13 protein-coding genes are annotated in these 17,696 nt (G+C 68.3%); 3 read left to right on the plus strand and 10 right to left on the minus strand.

From position 1 onward, the window contains the following. Window positions 1-264: 264 nt before the first annotated feature. A complete protein-coding gene (locus OXG33_02885; GenBank protein MCY4112871.1) occupies window positions 265-2,646 on the minus strand; it encodes an ATP-binding protein in 2,382 nt (793 codons plus the stop codon). 162 nt (window positions 2,647-2,808) lie between these two features. On the opposite strand from OXG33_02885, the gene OXG33_02890 reads away from it, so the two are divergent. Next, window positions 2,809-3,753 carry a D-2-hydroxyacid dehydrogenase gene (locus OXG33_02890; GenBank protein MCY4112872.1) on the plus strand — a complete coding sequence of 315 codons (945 nt, stop codon included), beginning with the start codon at window positions 2,809-2,811 and terminating at the stop codon, window positions 3,751-3,753. Window positions 3,754-3,942: 189 nt separating this feature from the next. Here the strand turns inward: OXG33_02890 and OXG33_02895 are convergent, their stop codons facing one another. Genes OXG33_02895 through OXG33_02905 form a run of 3 tightly spaced genes read right to left on the minus strand, consistent with a single transcriptional unit; the run spans window position 3,943 to window position 5,359 of the window. Beyond that, on the minus strand, window positions 3,943-4,725 hold the full coding sequence (locus OXG33_02895) for an SDR family oxidoreductase (protein ID MCY4112873.1): 783 nt from the start codon (window positions 4,723-4,725) through the stop codon (window positions 3,943-3,945). Window positions 4,726-4,734: 9 nt separating this feature from the next. Further along, a complete protein-coding gene (locus tag OXG33_02900) occupies window positions 4,735-4,977 on the minus strand; it encodes a hypothetical protein (protein MCY4112874.1) in 243 nt (80 codons plus the stop codon). A gap of 43 nt (window positions 4,978-5,020) precedes the next feature. After that, window positions 5,021-5,359 (minus strand): hypothetical protein, encoded by a 339-nt coding sequence (locus tag OXG33_02905; GenBank protein ID MCY4112875.1) that lies wholly within the window; start codon window positions 5,357-5,359, stop codon window positions 5,021-5,023. Between the two features lie 293 nt (window positions 5,360-5,652). Between OXG33_02905 and gltB the strand changes: the two genes are divergently transcribed. Beyond that, window positions 5,653-10,248, plus strand: a complete 4,596-nt coding sequence (gltB, locus tag OXG33_02910; GenBank protein MCY4112876.1) for a glutamate synthase large subunit — start codon at window positions 5,653-5,655, stop codon at window positions 10,246-10,248. A gap of 274 nt (window positions 10,249-10,522) precedes the next feature. Here the strand turns inward: gltB and OXG33_02915 are convergent, their stop codons facing one another. Next, entirely contained in the window at window positions 10,523-11,206 is a 684-nt protein-coding gene (locus OXG33_02915) for a thermonuclease family protein (GenBank protein MCY4112877.1), read from the minus strand. A 373-nt stretch (window positions 11,207-11,579) separates the two neighbouring features. Here OXG33_02915 and OXG33_02920 point away from each other — a divergent pair, with 373 nt between their 5' ends. After that, window positions 11,580-13,070 carry an ABC transporter substrate-binding protein gene (locus OXG33_02920; GenBank protein ID MCY4112878.1) on the plus strand — a complete coding sequence of 497 codons (1,491 nt, stop codon included), beginning with the start codon at window positions 11,580-11,582 and terminating at the stop codon, window positions 13,068-13,070. 322 nt (window positions 13,071-13,392) lie between these two features. Here OXG33_02920 and OXG33_02925 read toward each other — a convergent pair whose 3' ends face one another. The 5 genes from OXG33_02925 to OXG33_02945 all read right to left on the minus strand — a co-directional run bounded on the left by OXG33_02925 (window position 13,393) and on the right by OXG33_02945 (window position 17,645). Next, window positions 13,393-14,406 (minus strand): branched-chain amino acid ABC transporter permease, encoded by a 1,014-nt coding sequence (locus OXG33_02925; protein MCY4112879.1) that lies wholly within the window; start codon window positions 14,404-14,406, stop codon window positions 13,393-13,395. Between the two features lie 16 nt (window positions 14,407-14,422). After that, complete coding sequence (locus OXG33_02930) at window positions 14,423-15,436, minus strand: branched-chain amino acid ABC transporter permease (GenBank protein ID MCY4112880.1); 1,014 nt, start codon at window positions 15,434-15,436, stop codon at window positions 14,423-14,425. A 145-nt stretch (window positions 15,437-15,581) separates the two neighbouring features. Continuing rightward, window positions 15,582-16,286, minus strand: coding sequence for an ABC transporter ATP-binding protein (locus OXG33_02935; GenBank protein ID MCY4112881.1), 705 nt, complete (start codon window positions 16,284-16,286; stop codon window positions 15,582-15,584). Continuing rightward, a complete protein-coding gene (locus OXG33_02940) occupies window positions 16,273-17,058 on the minus strand; it encodes an ABC transporter ATP-binding protein (protein MCY4112882.1) in 786 nt (261 codons plus the stop codon). Before OXG33_02940 ends, OXG33_02935 begins: the two co-directional genes overlap by 14 nt. Before the next feature lie 146 nt (window positions 17,059-17,204). Continuing rightward, window positions 17,205-17,645 (minus strand): GNAT family acetyltransferase, encoded by a 441-nt coding sequence (locus OXG33_02945; GenBank protein ID MCY4112883.1) that lies wholly within the window; start codon window positions 17,643-17,645, stop codon window positions 17,205-17,207. Window positions 17,646-17,696: the final 51 nt, after the last annotated feature.

Raw genomic sequence — 17,696 nt, forward strand, 5'->3', positions numbered from 1 at the left:
CTCCCCCCGAGCGTGGCCTCTGGCGCGTCGCTCGCGGCGCGCACCATGCCGCCTGGCGATGAACGGCAAGTATACCCCCGGAGGCGGCGCCAAAGGTGAAGATACGCACGTAGCGACCGCAACCCCGATGGCCAAGTGGCTGGAGAACCGCTGAATACTCACGGGGGCCCGGGCCTGCGCGTGTCCCAATCCGTTCGATAGTCCCTACGACTCGCGTAGAGCTATCGGATTGGGCCGGCCATCATCGACCGATTCGGACGATCGCTAGCGGGCGGGGCCGTCGTGCCAGCGGCGGCCGAACAGGGCCAGACGCGCCTGCACCATGCCGAAGACCGAGTCCGGGCGAAAGCGAACGCTCGCGCCGGCGGATCCGGCGGGCACGCCCGTGAGCAACTCGATGCCGCCGCCGATCGAATCCGCGGTGTAGACGTGGAACTGCCCGGCGTCGATGGCCTTGGCCACGTCCCAGCGCAGCGTGAGGTGCCTGGCGTTCGCGGCCGGCAGCAGCACGCCCTGTGCGCCGGTGAGCCCGCGCCGGCGGCACAGATCGAAGAACCCCTCGACCTTCTGCGTGACGCCGCCGACGGCCTGGACCTGACCGTGCTGATTCACCGAGCCCGTCACGGCCACGTCTTGGCGCAGCGGCAATCCGCTGAGGCTGGAAAGCAGGGCGTAGAGCTCCGCGGACGAGGCGCTGTCGCCCTCGATGCCGCCGTAGGACTGCTCGAAGACCAGGGTGGCGCTGAGGCTGAGCGGCCCCTCGATCCCGAAGGTCCCGCTCACGAACCCCGACAGGATCATGGCGCCCTTGTCGTGGATCGGCCCGGTGAGCTTGGCCTCGCGATCGATGCTGAGCACGCCGTCGCGTCCGGGGTAGGTGCGCGCCGAAATCCGGTGCACCTGGCCGAACTCGTGGCCGCCCAGGCCGACGACGGACAGTCCATTGACCTGCCCGACCGCCGCCCCCTCGATCTCCACCATCACGGTGCCGTCCGCGATCCGGTCGCGAATCTTCTCCTCGGTCAGGTTGCTGCGGCGGATGCGCTCGTCGATCGACGACCAGACGTGCTCCTCGCCGACCACGTCGGCCCCCGCACGGCGCGCCCAGTGCCCGGCTTCCCGGATGATGTCGCTGAGGTCGCCAAACCGGGTCGACAGGCGGCGGCGGTCCTGCGCCAAGCGCACGCCTTCCTCGACCACGCGCGCGACGGCCGTGCGGTCGAAGTGCGGCAAGTCTTCGTCGTGACAGCGGGCGGCGATGAACCGGGCATAGCGGTTCATGTTGGCGTCGTTGAGCTCGATCTCGGTGTCGAACTCGGCGCGGACCTTGAACAGGTCGCCGAAGTCGGGATCGACGTCGTGGAGCAGGTAGTAGACCCACGGTGCGCCCACCAGCGCGACCTTGACGTCCAACGGAATGGGTTCGGGATCGAGACGCGCCGGTGGAGCCAACCCGAAGCCCTCAGCCGCGGTCTCGATGCGGATCATCTGATCGCGCAGCGCCCGCTTGAGGCCGTCATAGGCCGCCGCATTGGGGAGCACGTCCTCCGCCTGCACGACCAGGAATCCGCCGTTGGCCGCGTGGAGCGCGCCGGGCTTGATCATGGTGAAATCGGTGGTAACGACGCTCATGGTCTGGCGCTGCTCGATCTGGCCGAAGAGGTTGGGGTAGGTCGGGTGTCCCTCGCGGACCAGCGGCGCCCCGCTTTCGGTGGCGTGGGTGACGAGCACGTTGACCTGATAGGGCAGCAGGGAGTCGACCTGCTGCCGGGCCGGGCGGTCCGGCGTCGCGTCGCCGTCCTCGCGCTCACGGAAGACTTCGAAGTTCTCGGTCGCGTGGCGTTCGACCGCGAGCAAATAGGCTGTGACGCCATCGTGGCCGCGGTAGGCCTCACGCAAATCTTCGAGCGGCGGCCGGACGACGCTGCGCGCGACGTCGACGTTCAGCGCATGCAGCTGGTCGCGCGCCTGTCGTTGCCGCCGGCGCAGCGCCCGCATGGTGCCGGCCAGGGCCTCGTCCAAGACCTGCCGGGCTTGCTGCATGGCGCTGTGCTCCGACTCCGGCAGTTCCCGCAGCGCCTCCGGCGTCAGCGGCTGACCGTCGCGAACCGCGGCCACGCTGAGACCCACCGGTGTCTGGACGATCGCCAGGCCGGCCGCCTGGGCTCGACGGTTCAGGTCCTGCAGCGCCGCCTGCCGCTCGGCCTGTTCCAGCTGCGCGATGCCGCGCCGCTGCGCCTCGTATTCGTCGGTGGCGAAGGCCCGCGCCATCTCGATTTGGAGCGCCGCCACCAGATCGGCCATGTGCCGGCGAAACTCGGGCGCGGCGCCCGGCGGCAGACGCAGTGCACGCGGGCGGTGCGGCTCGTCGAAGTTATGGACGTAGCACCAATCCGGCGGCGTGGGGCGGCTGTCCGCCACGGCGCGCAGCCGCTCGAAGATCATGGACGTGCGCCCGGTGCCCGGAAGCCCCATGGCGAAGATGTTGAATCCGGGGCTGCGGATGTCCACGCCGAACTCCAGCGATCGCTCGGCGCGTTCCTGGCCGATCAGCGCGTCCGGCCGCTCGAGCTCGGCGGTGGACTCGAATCTCAGCGTGTCGGGATTGCAGGTCCAACGCACCGCGTCGGCGGATAGCTCGGTCACGCCCGAGGGGAGGCCGCGCGAATCGCGGTGAACGGAGTCGGAATACAGCGGGGCGCCCTCGGGATGGAACGCGGCGAAGTCTAGCAGTGGCCCTAGCGCGGGCCGCCTACACTGACGCGCGTGGGCCACAGCGCCGGAGAAACCGAGGAAACCTTGAACGTTGTGATCGACTACCCGATGGGCACAAGCGCCGACTGGGATCCCATGCGTGCCGAGTTTCCGGACGACCAGTTCGCCTGGACCGCCGAGCTCGACGCGTCGTTGCCCGCGTTGAGCGACGCGGAGGTGATCGGTGCCGCACGGCCGCTCGGTCCCGGCGTCCTCGACGCGGCGCCGAACGTGCGCTGGGTCCAGGTCTTTTCGGCCGGCGTCGAGACGTACCTGAAATCCCCCGGCCTCCTAGATCGCGACCTCGTGTTGACCAATGTGAAGGTAGTGCTGGGCAGCCACGTCGCCGAAACCGGCATCGCCTTGCTCACCGGCCTCTCGCGCGGCATCGCGCCGGCGGTGCTGGCCCAGCAGGAGCATCGCTGGGATCCGTCGATTCCGGTCGATGAGCTCACCGGCAAGCGGGCGCTGGTCGTCGGCGCGGGCGGGATCGGACGCGCGCTGGCCCGCCGGCTGGACGGCCTCGAGGTCGAGGTCCGCGCCGTGGACATTTACCCGCAGGAACCGGACGACTACATCCGCGAGGTGCGGCTGGTGAGCGAAATGCCCGCCATGCTGCCCGAGACCGACATCCTGGCGATCTGCTGCCCCAGCACCGACGCCACGCAGCGACTCATCGACGCGAGCGTCTTCGATTTGCTGCCCGACGACGCCTATCTGATCAACATCTCGCGCGGCGCGGTGGTGGATACACCGGCGCTCGTCGAGGCGCTGCGCGGCGGCAGGCTACGCGGCGCGGGGCTCGACGTGCTCGACCAGGAACCGCCGCCTCCCGATCACCCGATCTGGACCTTTCCCAACGTGATGATCACGCCGCATAACGGCGGGGCGTCGCCCCTGCGCGTGGTCCGGATCCGCGAGTTCTTCGCGAGCAATCTGCGCCGCTACAAGGCGGGCGAGCCGCTGGAGAATGTGGTGGACGTGGAGGCCGGATTCTGAGGGGGGCGGAAGAATTCCCCCTGCCAGGAGACGCTTGCAAAACCCGAACGGGCGGGTCTGAGACCCTCCGCCACCGAATCTTCAGTTCGCCCCGGGTTCGACCGGACTGGATTGCGGCTTTCGCCGGAATGACGTAGGAGTTACGCAGGGGTTTCCTTCCAGGGGGAAGGAACGGGGAACCGAGATCTCCTAGATGACGTTGCCCGTGCCGCCGTCGATGGCGACGGCGGTGCCGGTGATGTAGGCGGCGCGCGGCGAGACGAGGAATGCCACCAGGTCAGCGACCTCTTCGGCGCGTCCGATCCGTCCCAGCGGGATGTCGGTCCCCATGCTGGCGTAGTAGTCCTCGAGCGAGACGTTTGTCGATCCGCTGCGCCAACGGCGCTCCCACTGCATGCTCCGTATCGAGCCCAGCATGACGGTGTTGACGCGAATTCGGTCGGGGGCGAGGTCCTTGGACAGCGCCTTGGTGAGCCCGATGCCCGCGGCGCGGCTCACCGAGGTCGGCACCGACGCGGCGGCGGGCTGCTTGCCGCCGACGGTGGTGATGTTGACGATGGCGCCGCCGCCGGCGGCGCGGAGATGCGGGATGGCCGCGCGCGTGCAGCGGATAGCGCCGTAGACCTTGAGCTGCAAATCGGCCTCCCAGGCCGCGTCGTCTACGTCCTCGAACGGCGCGGCGGCGGACGTGCCGGCGTTATTGACCAGGATGTCCAGGCGGCCAAGCCGCCGGGCCGCGGCTTCCACGAAGTCGTGCGGCTGTTGCGAATCGGTCACGTCCAGCGGCAGCGCCTCGACGCGGCGTCCGGTGGCGGCGCGAATCTCCTCAGCGGCCCGCTGCAGCGGTTCGGGACGGCGGGCGCCGATGGCCACGTCGCAGCCCTCGGACGCCAGGGTGGCCGCGATGGCCCGGCCGATGCCCTCGCTGCCGCCGGAGACGGCGGCGGCAAGTCCGGTCAGCCGCAGGTCCACCGGGGTTCGCTAGGCGTCGCCGACGACTACGTCGGCCGTGGCGTCACGCTCCGCGAGCAGGATCTCGCGTCCCTTGCGCACGATCTCCTCGCGCTGCCGCTGCTGCCAGCTCGTGCCGGTCTTCGAGAGGAACCACAGCCGCCGGGAGTACCGCGGCACGGCGATCCACACGACTTCCATCCACGGCGGCAGGCGCGCCGGCGGGGCGACGTCGTCCCAATGCACCGGCGTCTCGTTGATGGTCAGCGCCACGTTGTTCTCCTTGCATTTGCGGCGGGGATGAGATTGCGGACGTTCACAAGTTGAGCCTCCGACGGACGTTGTCGACGAGCGTGCGATGGGCCTCGGGCCTCCGCCGCCGCTCCTCCAGCTTTTTCGCCACCGCGCGGTCGCTGTAATAGCGCACGGCGGCGTAGCCGGCAACTCCGATGAGGGCCATCACCGCAACGACGCCAATGACGTTGGACAGCTCCTCGCGAAAGAAGACGAAGCCGTGGAGATATCGCACGCCGATCAGGATGAGATACACAGTCACGGTGACGGAAATCGTGTAGGCCAGCCGCCGTCGCAGGCCGCCGTAGATCAGCAGCGGCACGGTGGTGATGATGGCGATGATCAACAGGGTGCGAAACACAGGCTGGCCCGAGGCTTACGCCGCCGGCGATGCTACTACAGGGGCAATCGCCCTTGACGATGGCATCCATTCCGCGACCTCTGCGGTACGATGGCGCCCAAGTGGCGGGCATCGTGCGCCTTTTCGCCACGCAGCCGCAGGGCTGCCCGACGAGTGCGCCGCAACGGCGGCGAGCATTGGTTGGGGCTGCACCATGACACCGAAACGTCAGCAGGAGGGATCGCTGTATATGCATCGAGCCGCGCTCCTGCTAGGCCTGTGCCTTCGCGCTAGCTGACCGTACGCCCACCGTCATGCACTCGACCGGACCTCTCACCACTGGCGACCGCACCCCGCGGCCGCCCGGCCCCTGGGCCGAGCACGATGCCTGCGGCGTCGGCTTCATCGCGGACATCCAGGGCCGTCGGTCGCATCGCACGGTGCAGCAAGCGGTGCAGGCGGTCTCTCGCCTGGGCCACCGCGGCGCAATTGCCGCGGACCGCAAGACGGGTGACGGCGCCGGCGTGCTCACGCAGCTGCCGCAGGAGTTCTTCGCCGCGCAGATCCGAAGCTTCGGCGAGCGCGCCGTCGATCCCGCCGACATCGCCGTGGCGATGGTGTTCCTCGACAACCGCAATCCGCGCGGCGCCCGGCGCTTTCGCACGCTGGCGGAAGAAATCTGCGGCGACCGCGGCATCCGGGTCGTCGGCTGGCGCCAGGTACCGGTCGATACCTCGGTGCTCGGCGCCGGGGCCTACACCGACCGGCCCGACATTCAGCAAGCGTTGCTCGTGCGCGGTCCGTCGATCCCATCCGCCGACGAGTTTGAGCGCCGGCTCTACCTGGCTCGGCGCGAGCTTTCGGGTCGCGCGGCGCGGGAGGCGATCGAGACGAACTACGTGGTGTCCATGTCGTCACGGACGATCGTCTACAAGGGATTGGTCGTCGGCGCCGAGCTGGGGCACTTCTACCCGGACCTCAGCGATCCGCGCTTCACCTCGGCGCTGGCGGTGTTCCACCAGCGGTACAGCACCAACACCCATCCGACATGGCAACTGGCTCAGCCCTTCCGAATGTTGGCGCACAACGGCGAAATCAACACCCTGGACGGCAACCGCAATTGGATGGCCGCGCGGTCGGGTGCGTTGACCAGCGAGCGGTGGGGGCGCGACCTGTCCACACTGCTGCCGGTGACCGACGACCGGGGGTCTGACTCCTACAGCCTGGACCACACCTTGGAGTTCCTGGTTGCCAGCGGTCGCTCCATTACCCATGCCGCCATGATGCTCGTCCCCGAGGCGTGGGAGCACATGGAGGAAATGCCCCGCACGCTGCGGGACTTCTACGACTACCACCGGTGTCTCACCGAGCCCTGGGACGGACCCGCGGCGCTTGCCTTCAGCGACGGGCGCTGGGTCTGCGCGGCGCTGGACCGAAACGGCCTCCGTCCCTCGCGGTACGTGATCACCGACGACGGCACGATTTGCGTGGCGTCGGAAGTCGGCGTGCTGGACATCGACGCGGGGCGCGTGGTGGAGAAGGGCCGGCTCGGGCCGGGGCAGATCATCGCCGTCGACACGGAGCTCGGGCGGCTGCTGCACAACGACGAAGCCAAGCAGCGCATCGCGATCCGAGCGCCCTATGGGGATTGGCTGTCCGAGCACCTTGTTGATCTGGCGTCCTTAACCGCCGCGCCGGACGCCGCGAACGGTGACGGCGCGGCGACGGTCCTTGCCAACGGCACGCTCACGCAATACCAACATGCCTATGGATTCACGCGCGAAGACCTGACGCACATCCTCGATCCGATGGCGCGCGAGGGCCTTGATCCCGTGTTTTCGATGGGCAACGACGCGCCGCTGGCGGTGCTTTCGGACACGGGTCCGAGCGTGTTCGGCTACGTCAAGCAGCGCTTCGCGCAGGTGACGAATCCGCCCATCGACCCGCTGCGCGAGTCGCTGGTGATGTCGCTGGACGTGCGCATGGGACCGCGCGCCAGTCTGCTGAGCGAGGTGCCGGAGGCGGCGCACTTGGTCCACCTGCGCTCCCCCGTGATCCGACCGGCCGACCTCGCGGCCATCGAGTCGCTCACCGATCCGGCCTTCCGCACGGCGCGCGTGGATGTCACGTTTCCGGCGCTCGAGGGCCCCTATGCGCTGGCCGACGCAATCGACGCCGTCTGCCGCGATGCCGTGGGCGCCGTGGACCGCGGGGCGCATCTGCTGATCCTGACCGACGAGGCCGTCGACGACGAACGCGCGCCAATTCCGATCCTGCTCGCCGTCGGCGCGGTCCATCACGCCTTGATCGCGGCCGGTCGCCGCATGCGCGCCGACCTCATCGTCTCCAGCGGGCAAGTGTGGGACGTGCATCACTTCTGCGCGTTGCTGGGCTACGGCGCCAGCGCGGTGTGCCCGTGGCTGGCCCTGCAGAGCGCCGATGCGCTCACCGCCACGAACGGCGACGGCGCTCAGTCCGGCGCGGACAACTTCGTGATCACGGCCGAAGCGGGCATCCGCAAAGTGATGTCGAAGATGGGCATCTCCACGCTCAGCAGCTATCGCGGTGCGCAGATCTTCGAAGCCGTCGGGCTTGCGTCGGAGTTGATCGAGCAGTGCCTCCCCGGGACGCCGTCGACCATCGGCGGAGTCGGCGCGGTGCAACTCGCCGAAGACGTGCTGGCGAGACACGACGCGGCGTTCAGCCAACCCGACCAGCGATTGCCCGATACGGGATGGGTCCGGTTCCGCCGGAACGGCGAATTCCACGCGGCCAATCCCACGCTGGTCAAGGCACTGCAGCGGGCAGTACAGACGGACGATCCGGCTGACTTTGAGGCATTCGAACGCGCCGTCGACGATCGGGAGCCGTACGCGATTCGCGACCTGCTGCGGTTCCGGCCCGCCGGTCCTCCCATTCCGCTGGACGAGGTGGAGTCGGTGGAGTCGCTGCTGCCGCGGTTTTGCACGACGGCCATGTCGATCGGCGCGCTGAGCCCGGAGGCCCACAGCACCATCAGCAAGGGCATGAACCGCATCGGCGCCCGGAGCAACACGGGCGAAGGCGGCGAGGACGCCACGTGGTACGCCCCGGACGCCTCCGGCGAGTGGCCGGACAGCCGCATCAAGCAAGTCGCGTCGGCGAGATTCGGCGTCACGCCGCAATACCTGGCGATGGCCGAGCAGCTCGAGATCAAGATGGCGCAGGGCTCCAAGCCCGGCGAAGGCGGCCAGATTCCGGCAACGAAGGTCTCGGAGTACATCGCCGGGCTGCGATTCACGGTGCCGGGGATCCCACTAATCTCGCCGCCGCCGCACCACGACATCTACAGCATCGAGGACCTGTCGCAGCTGATCTACGACCTCAAGGAGGTCAATCCCCGCGCGGCGGTTGGCGTGAAGCTCGTCGCGGAATCCGGGGTGGGAACCATCGCGGCGGGCGTGGCCAAGGCTTACGCGGACTATGTGCTCATCAGCGGACACGACGGCGGCACGGGAGCCTCGCCGCTCAGCTCCATCAAGAACGCCGGCGTGCCGTGGGAAATCGGTCTCAGCGAGACCCAGCGCGTGCTGGTGCGCAACGACCTGCGCGATCGAATTCGCGTGCGAACGGACGGCGGCCTGAAGTCGGCCCGTGACGTGGTGATCGCCGCCCTGCTGGGCGCGGAGGAGTTCGGCTTCGGCACGATGGCGGCCATCGCGGTTGGCTGCATCATGGCGCGCCAGTGCCACCTCAACACCTGTCCAGTGGGCGTGGCCACGCAGCGCGAAGACCTGCGCGCGCGCTTCACCGGCGAACCGGTCTACGTCGAGCGATATTTCCTGCATCTCGCCCGCGGCGTGCGCGCGATCCTGGCGCAATTTGGGGCCCACCGGCTCGAAGACATCGTGGGCCGGGTGGAGTTGCTGGAACCGGATCCGGACAAGCTCCACGATCGAGCGGCCGACATCCATCTCGGGAGCATTCTGGCTCCGGCCGACGAGACCCGACGCTCGCCGCGCATCCAGCAAGTCGCTCGCAACGACCGCCCGGGAAGACCCTCGCTGGACGTGGACATGCTGGAAGCCGCGCGGCCCGCGCTTGACGACGGCCAGCCCGTGCGGCGGCGCTATCACCTGACGAACGACCGCCGCGCCGTCGGCACGCGCCTGAGCGGGGAGATTGCCCACCGCGTCTCCCACCACGGCCTCCCGCCGGGCACGATTCACCTTGATTTCACGGGCTCCGCCGGGCAGAGCTTCGGCGCCTTCGGCATTCGTGGGTTGCGGCTGCGACTGGTCGGCGAGGCCAACGACTATGTGGCGAAGGGGTTGGGCGGGGCCGTGGTGTCCGTGCAGCCGCCACCGGATTCACGCTTTGCGGCTGAGGAAAACGTCATCGCCGGCAACACCTGTCTCTACGGCGCCACGGCCGGCGAGCTGTACCTGGCCGGTCGCGCGGGCGAGCGATTTGCCGTGCGCAACAGCGGCGCCACCGCCGTGGCCGAAGGCATCGGCGACCACGGCTGCGAGTACATGACCAGCGGCGTGGTCGTGGTTTTGGGTCCGGTGGGTCGAAACTTCGCCGCCGGGATGTCCGCCGGACGAGCATTTGCCTACGACCCCGCAGGCACCTTCCCCTCGCGAGTGAACCACGAGCTTGTGACCGTGAGCCGGGTGACGGACGAGGAGAGCGCGGAGCTGCTGCGGGACGTCATCACTCGCCACGTGGCGGCCACGGACAGCCATCTGGGTCAGTCGCTGCTGGATCGGTGGGACGATGTGCTGCCGGACTTTTGGCAGGTCGTGCCGTATCCGCCGCAGGTCGACACGAGCACCGAGGCCCAGGTTGACGCCGAGCGCGCGGCCAAGCGCGCCGCGGCTCGCGAGCGCCGGGCCCGCCAGGCCGTGGCGGCCGGCAGCCGCGGCTAGGGCCGCGCGTCTAGGAGATCCTCCAATCGAGAGGTAGGGGCGGTTCGCGAACCGCCCTCCTTGGTTGGCTAACAGGTTGAGCGTCCGCTGGATTCCCGCCTGCGGGGACCTTTGCGTAATCCCTCCGTCGGAGCCTGGAGCGCAGGTCCGGCCCCCTCTCCCCTGGAGGGAGAGGGTTGGGGTGAGGGGGAGCCGAGGCTCGGGCGAGGGATGTCGATGTTCATGCACGGGCCTCCCTCCGCCGGAATGACTGAGTGGCTACCCAAGGGTCGCCCTAGCGCGACGCCGCCGGATCGTCCCAGTAGAGCGCTGTGCGTCCGTCCGGGCGCCGCAACTCGGCGGAATCGGGAAGCTCGTTATGCCAGACGTGGCGCTGACCGAAGGCGACGTCACCCTGGCTGCTGCCTGAGGCGACCGTGAGGCTCGTCCCCGACTGAAGAATGGTGCCGGCCGGCAACTCAACCGACTGCGGTCCCCGCAGGCTCACAAGGCGCCACCCGGCCAGATCAACCGGAGCGCCGCCGTCGTTGGCGATCACCACGGTCTCGGCCACTTTGTCCACCACCATGCCGAGTCCCGGCACGGGCGGCGCCCAGAGCCCGCGGGCCGCCGTGCGCGCCTCGCGCTGGGCGTCGGCGATGGCGCCGAAGAGCAGCGTGTTGGGTGTGTATTCGTGGGCGCGCACCCAGCCCTGCCGGGCCAGCTCCACCGAGAACACGAGATTGCCGCGCGCCACGTGCCGCAGCAGCCGCCCGCCGTCGTCGCGCAGCTTGCCACCCGCAGTGAGGGTCACCGCGCCGTCGCCTACGAGCGCCGCAAGGGCGGCTGTCGCTTGCTCAGCCAGCGCGGCCTGTCCGCCGGGGTCGCCTAACTCGGGCGCGTCGATGCCGAGCAGGCGCACTGTGTGCTCGGCCCCATCCATCCGGACGACCATGGTGTCGCCATCGATCACGCGCACGACCTGGGCCTCCTCACCGGCCGGCAACCGGTCCAGCGGCGGGGGACCGGTTGGGTCCGGCGGTGGCTCGGGCGTGCCGGAAGAGGTTGGGGTTATTGGTTGGTCAGCGGCCGTCGTTGGCGAAACGGTCGCGGTCGGCACCGGCTCGGATGTCGATATTCCAGCTGGCTCCGAACGCGCCGCCCGGGCGGTGACGACCAGCACGGGGACATCGGATTCCTCGGGAACGCATGCCGCCGCTACGAGCGCCGCGCATGTCACGGCAACGACGCCGAGTCGCCATCGCGTGGCGCGGCCGGCGAACACTAGCGAGGCGGGATCAGCCGTTGGAGCACCATTTGTGATTGCCTATGCTAGTGGCGGGAGCCGCTGATTGACGAGCGGCAAAGACAGGGTGGACAAGCAGATGGAAATGCCGGAATCCGAAAAGCGCAAGATGACCCGCCGAAACCTGCTACGTGTGGCCGGCGGCAGCCTGCTCGGCGTCGCCGGCGGGGCCGTGCTCGCGGCCTGCGGCGAAACGGAAACCGTCACCCAAGAGGTGATCAAGGAAGTCCCGGTCGAGACCGTCGTCACGCGCGAGGTCATCAAGGAAGTCCCGGTTCAGACCGTCGTCACGCAAGAGGTGATCAAGGAAGTTCCGGTCGAGACCGTCGTCAGGCAAGACGTCATCAAAGAGGTCCCAGTCGAGAGGATCGTGGAAGCGCCGATGCTTGCGCCGCTGATCGTCGGGCAGCTCAACGCCTTCACCGGCTCGCTGTCGTTCTTCGGTCCCATCCATCGCAACGCTGCCGCCCTGGCGGCCGATCACGTCAACCGTGCGGGCGGCGTCGGCGGCGGGTCGCTGATCATCATCAGCCGCGACACCGGCGTGAATCCGGTGCAGGGCGTCGAGGCGGCGCGCGCGCTGGTGGAAATCGAGAACGCCGTTGCCATCGTCGGCGCCCTGGCCAGCGGCGTGACGATCCCGGTCGCCACGTCGGTCACCGTGCCGAATCAAGTCGTGCAGATCTCCGGCGCATCCACGGCGCCCAGCATCACCGTGCTCGACGACAACGACTTCCTCTTCCGCACCGCGCCCTCCGACGCCGCGCAAGGCGTGGTCCTGGGGCGTCTGGCCTGGGAGCAGGGATTCCGAAACGTCGGGGTCATGTACATCAACAACCCCTACGGCGAGGGTCTGGCCGAGCGTTTCGAGGCGACGTTTACTGGCCTCGGCGGAACCATCGTCGACGCCGTGCCGCACGAGGACGAGCAGCCCACCTTTGCCTCCGAGTTGGAGCGCGCCACCGCCGGCGGCGTTGACGCGCTTATCGCCATCAGCTATCCCGGCCAGGCGCAGACCTATGTCCGGGAGTCGCTCGAAGGCGGCTACGCCGACAAGTTCCTCTTCGTGGACGGCACCAAGTCGGCGGAAATGAACGAAGCCATCGGCTGGGACCGTCTCGAGGGAACCTTGGGCACGGCGCCCGGGTCGGTGGACAGCCCGCAGCTCGCGGCCTTCGCGAGCGCCTACACGGATGCGTACGCCGTTGAGCTTCCGGTGGAGCCCTACCTGGCGGAAACCTACGACGCGGTGGCCGTGATCGCGCTGGCGGCGGCCAAGGCGGGCACCACCACCGATGCGGTGGCGATCCGGGACGCACTGCGCTCGGTCGCGAATCCCCCTGGCGAGATAGTCGGCCCCGGCGTGGAGGGCATTGGGCGGGCGCTGAGCCTGATTGCCGACGGTGCGGACGTCAACTACGAGGGGGCTTCCGGCGCCGTGGACTTCGACGAGAACGGCGACGTGTTCGGCCCGATCGAGATCTGGCAGATCACCGGCGGCGAGATCAAGTCCACCGGCCGCTTCGAGACGCCCTAGCGGCTGAGCCGGTCTCCAGCCAAGCATTGGACGGGGGCGGCTCGTTGAGCCGCCCCTCCGTCATTCCGGCGAAGGCCGGAATCCAGTCCGGTCGAATCTGAAGGCGCGCCGGATGCTTGGCGCCGGGCGGGTCTGAGACCCGCCCCTACCGGACTCTGCAGAAGTCTCCGGAGGCGGAGATCCACTCTTCGTTGAAACTGGACCGGACGCGCGAGTCGTGGTGACGCGGAAATGGGGGAGGGGTGGGTTCCCGCCGTCGCGGGAACGACGGACGGGGTGCGTGGGAATTCCCCGGACCGTGGCGCCGCTCCTCGGCGCGACGTCACCCGTCGTCGAGACGGACGGCCGACCGTTCCCCGCGGCGCCGCGTCACGCGCCGCAGCTCGCCCAGAATGCCGCCCGGGCGCAGCAGGATCACGGCGACGATCAGCACGCCGACCATGAAAAAGCGGACGTTCGGGTCGGCGAGCTCGCCCGGCAGGAATCGCGCGCCGACCCAAAGCCCCCACACCACAAACGCGCCCAGGATGGCGCCGAGATTGTTGCCGGCGCCGCCCACCATCAGCATGGCCCAGATGATGAAGGTGCCCAGCAGCGGATCGAACGTCAGCGGCGAAACGAAGCGGATGTGGTGAGCGAAGAGCGCCCCTCCCACGCCCATGATGACGGCCCCCAACACAAACGCCTGCAACTTGAACCTAAACACGTTCTTGCCGCTGGCCGCGGCGGCGACCTCGTCCTCGCGGATGGCTCGCAGCACCCGGCCCCAGGGCGACTGCATGACTCGCTGCACCATGATGAACAGCGCGGCCAGAACCACGATGACGACGACCATGTAGAGGTAGTTGTATTTGTCGGACGGCAGCCAGCCCTCCAGGAACTGGGGGATCTGGTACAGGCCCTTTGACCCGTTGGCGACCCATTTCTCGTTGAGAAAGAAGAGCCGCACGCTCTCGGCGATGCCCAGCGTGGCGATAGCCAGATAGTCGTCGTTCAGGCGCAGCGTGACGTAGCCGATCGCAAGCGCGATGACGCCGCACACCGCTCCAGCCGCGGCTAACGCCAACACGAACCACAGGTCGATCCCGAGGTCGAGGAATCCGATTTGCGCCCAGTCGCCGCCAAACACGAACTCCTCGAACAGCAACGGGTCCGCCGTCGGCGAGGTCAGGAGCGCGGCCGTGTATGCGCCGAGGGCGAAGAACCCGGCGATGCCGATGTTGAAGAGACCGGTGAAGCCCCAATGCACGTTCAAGCCGAGGGCGAACACCGCGTAGATGCCCGCCATGACGACGAACCCGACCGTGTAGTCGACTACCCCAATGACGCTATCGATGGCTCATGGCTCCCTGTCAGGTGGACCCTCCCAAGAGGCCCCGCGGTCTGGCCAGCAGCAGCACGATCATGATGATGAAGGCGATGGCGTGCTTGTAGCTGGGCGTGATCCACTGGGTCGAGACTTCCATGCTGACGCCAATGACCAGCGCGCCCACCAGGGCTCCATAGGGATTGCCGATGCCGCCCAGGATCACGGCGGCGAACAGCGGAATCAGGAACTCCCAGCCCATGCTGGGGAGCAGCTGCGCCTGAAACACCGCCAGGAGGATTCCGGCAATTGCCGCCAGGCCTCCGCCTATGGCCCAGGTGGCCCAGATGACGCGTTCCGTCGGAATGCCGCTCACGCGAGCCAGGTCGGGATTGTCGGCCGTGGCGCGCATGGCCTTGCCGATCTTGGTGCGAGTGAGCAGCACGTAGACCCCGATGACGAGGACGACGGCGAGGCCCCCGATGAAGATGCTGTCCGGGGGAATGCGAACGTCCATGGGCAGGTGGTAGACCTGCCGCGACTCACGCGGGAATTGGAGCTTTTCACTCGTCCAGATGATCTGAATGAGACCGCGCACGGCGATCGCCAGTCCCAGCGATGCCATGGCGATCACCACCTGGTTGACACGGCGGTTTCTCAGCCGGCGGTAGATCCCCGCGTCCAGCACGATTGCGCCGAGGGCGACGATGGCGGCCGCCACCGGCAGCGCAATGAGCAACGGGTAGCCGAAGGTGAACGGCCCGAATCCCTGCCCTTCGATTCCCACCAGGGGCAGGAGACCGGTGATGATCGTGAACGCCACGTAGGCGCCCATGGCCATGTAGTCGCCGTGGGCGATGTTGGCGAAACCCAGGTTGCCGTAGATCAGCGTGAGACCGATGGCGCCGGTGGCGATGATGGACCCCAGCACGAAGCCGTTGACCACCAGGCCCATCTTGACGAACGGCAAGAATCCGACGACGAGCATTGCCGCGATGGCGGCGGCTACGGAGTATCCCGGCATCCACGCCGCGCGAAGTCTCTGGACGGCGGTGCGCAAGGCGGTCAGTCGGCGTCCGACTCCCTCCGCCTTGGCGAGGCGTCCGACTCCCTCTCCCGTGGGGAGAGGGTCGGGGTGAGGGGACCAACTTGTCACTTCAATACCGTCCATGACCGACCGTGAGGGTGAGGCATTGGTCCTGCCCTCACCCACCCAGATACAGGCGGGCCACTTCGGGATTGTCCAGCAGCGCCGGGCCCCGGTCCTCCAGCCGGACCTCGCCGCCGGACATCACGTAGCCCCGGTCCGACAGCTGCAGGGCCTCGCGCGCCTGCTGCTCGACTAGGAGCAATGCCACGCCGGTCGCATTGATATCGCGGATGCGCTCGAACACCAGGCCCATGATCGCGGGCGACAGCCCGGCCGAGGGCTCATCGAGCAGCAGGAGCTGAGGGTCAAGCATGAGGGCGCGGGCAAGAGCCAGCATCTGGCGCTGGCCTCCCGACAGGCTGCCGGCTCTCACCTTCGGTCGCCGCGCCAAATCGGGGAACAGGCCAAACATCTCGTCGATACGCGCCTGCCCGTCATCGCCGCGCGTGAAGGCGCCCATCTCCAGGTTCTCCCGAATGCTGAGGGACGGAAAGACGTTGGCGGACTGCGGGACGTAGCACAGGCCCTCCCGCACGACCCGCTCGGGGGCGTGCTGGGTGATGTCGGCGCCCCGAAAGGTGACGCTTCCGGTCCGCACCTGAACCAGTCCCACCACGGCTTTCATGAACGTGGACTTGCCGCAGCCGTTGGGACCGATGATGGTCACGATTTCCCCCTCGTTCACGACCAGGGAGACGCCGTGCAGGATCTCGGTTTCCCCGTAGCCGGCGACAATGTCGCGGGCCTCAAGCAGCGCCATGGACCATGCCGCCAAGATAGGCCTCCAGCACCTGCGGATCGCGCTGGACCTGCCGCGGCGATCCCTGGGCGATGACCGCGCCGTCGGCCATGACGATGACCGGGTCGCACAGGCGCGAGACGAGGTCCATGTCGTGCTCGATGAGCAGGAAGGTGACGCCGCGCTCGGCGCTGGCCCGCCGGATGTTGTCCGCCAGCGAGTTGAGCAGGGTGCGGTTGACGCCGGCGCCCGGCTCGTCGAGCAGCACGAGCTTCGGTTCCGCCATCAGCGTCCGCGCAAGCTCCAGCAGCTTCTTTTGGCCGGTGGAGAGGTTGCCGGCGTATTCGTCGGCCAGGTGCGCGAGATTGACGAACTCCAGCACTTCCAGCGCCCTGGACTCGATGCGGCGCTCCTCCCGAGCCACGGTCCAAGGCGTGAGCCACGCGGCCCACATGCGCTCGCCACGCTGATTCGCGGGCACCACCGCCAGGTTCTCGAGCACCGTCAACCGCTGGAACTCCCGGGGGATCTGAAACGTCCGCATGATGCCGAGGGCGAAAGTCTGGTGCGGCCGCAGACCGCTAATGTCGTGACCGTTGCAGAGAATCCGGCCGCTCGTGAGCGGCAGCGCCCCGGAGATTAGATTGAACAGCGTGGTCTTGCCCGCGCCGTTGGGACCGATGAGGCCGGTGATCGTGCCGGGCATCACGTCGAACGAACAGTGGTCGACGGCACGCACGCCGCCGAAGTCCTTCACTACGTCGCGGACTTGCAGCAGGGGGTCGGCCGCCATCATGAGGCCCCCGATTCTTCCTGCGAGTCGCGCAACCTACCGTAGCGCCGCACGACGGGTCGCCGTGCGGCGCTCAACTGCCAGAGTCGCGCACCACCGACCCAGCAGTCGTGGGCCGATCCGACTTCGGCTGGGCCGTCGCGTCGCTAACCCCTCCAAAGGCGCTTTCCCATGCTGATGCGCGGCTCGACCTGGTAGCCATGGCGCTCGTAGAACGCGACCGCTGCCTCATTGCCTGCCACGATCTGGAGGTTGACCTTGATGCACCCGAGCTCGGCAAGGCGGGCCTCGGCGTGGCGCAGCAGTCGGGAGCCGATGCCGCTCCTCCGTTGGTCCGGCAGCACGGCGAGGGAATAGATCCAGCCGCGGTGGCCGTCGTATCCGGCCATCACCGTGCCGACCACCGACTGGCCGAGCCGCGCGACGAAGAACAGCCCATCGCGTTGCTCCAGCTTTTTCCTGATGACCAGCGCCGGCGCGTTGTGCGGGCTGTCGTAGGCGAATACCTCGCGCCACAGGGCCGCGACCTGCTCGAAATCACGTGAAGATTCGAACCCGTCGATGGCCGCGGCGCCGAGCGCTGTCATCGGCCGAGCGTAGCGGACAGGCGCCGGACACCCGCTGTGCGGGCGCGGGAA

The organism is Chloroflexota bacterium, assembly GCA_026708035.1.
GTDB lineage: Bacteria > Chloroflexota > UBA11872 > UBA11872 > UBA11872 > JAJECS01.

Excerpts from the sequence above, each read along its gene's own strand:
- gltB (MCY4112876.1), top strand. The coding sequence starts at position 5,653 with ATGCACTCGACCGGACCTCTCACCACTGGCGACCGCACCCCGCGGCCG.
- OXG33_02935 (MCY4112881.1), bottom strand. The coding sequence starts at position 16,286 with ATGGCGCTGCTTGAGGCCCGCGACATTGTCGCCGGCTACGGGGAAACC.
- OXG33_02940 (MCY4112882.1), bottom strand. The coding sequence starts at position 17,058 with ATGGCGGCCGACCCCCTGCTGCAAGTCCGCGACGTAGTGAAGGACTTC.
- OXG33_02945 (MCY4112883.1), bottom strand. The coding sequence starts at position 17,645 with ATGACAGCGCTCGGCGCCGCGGCCATCGACGGGTTCGAATCTTCACGT.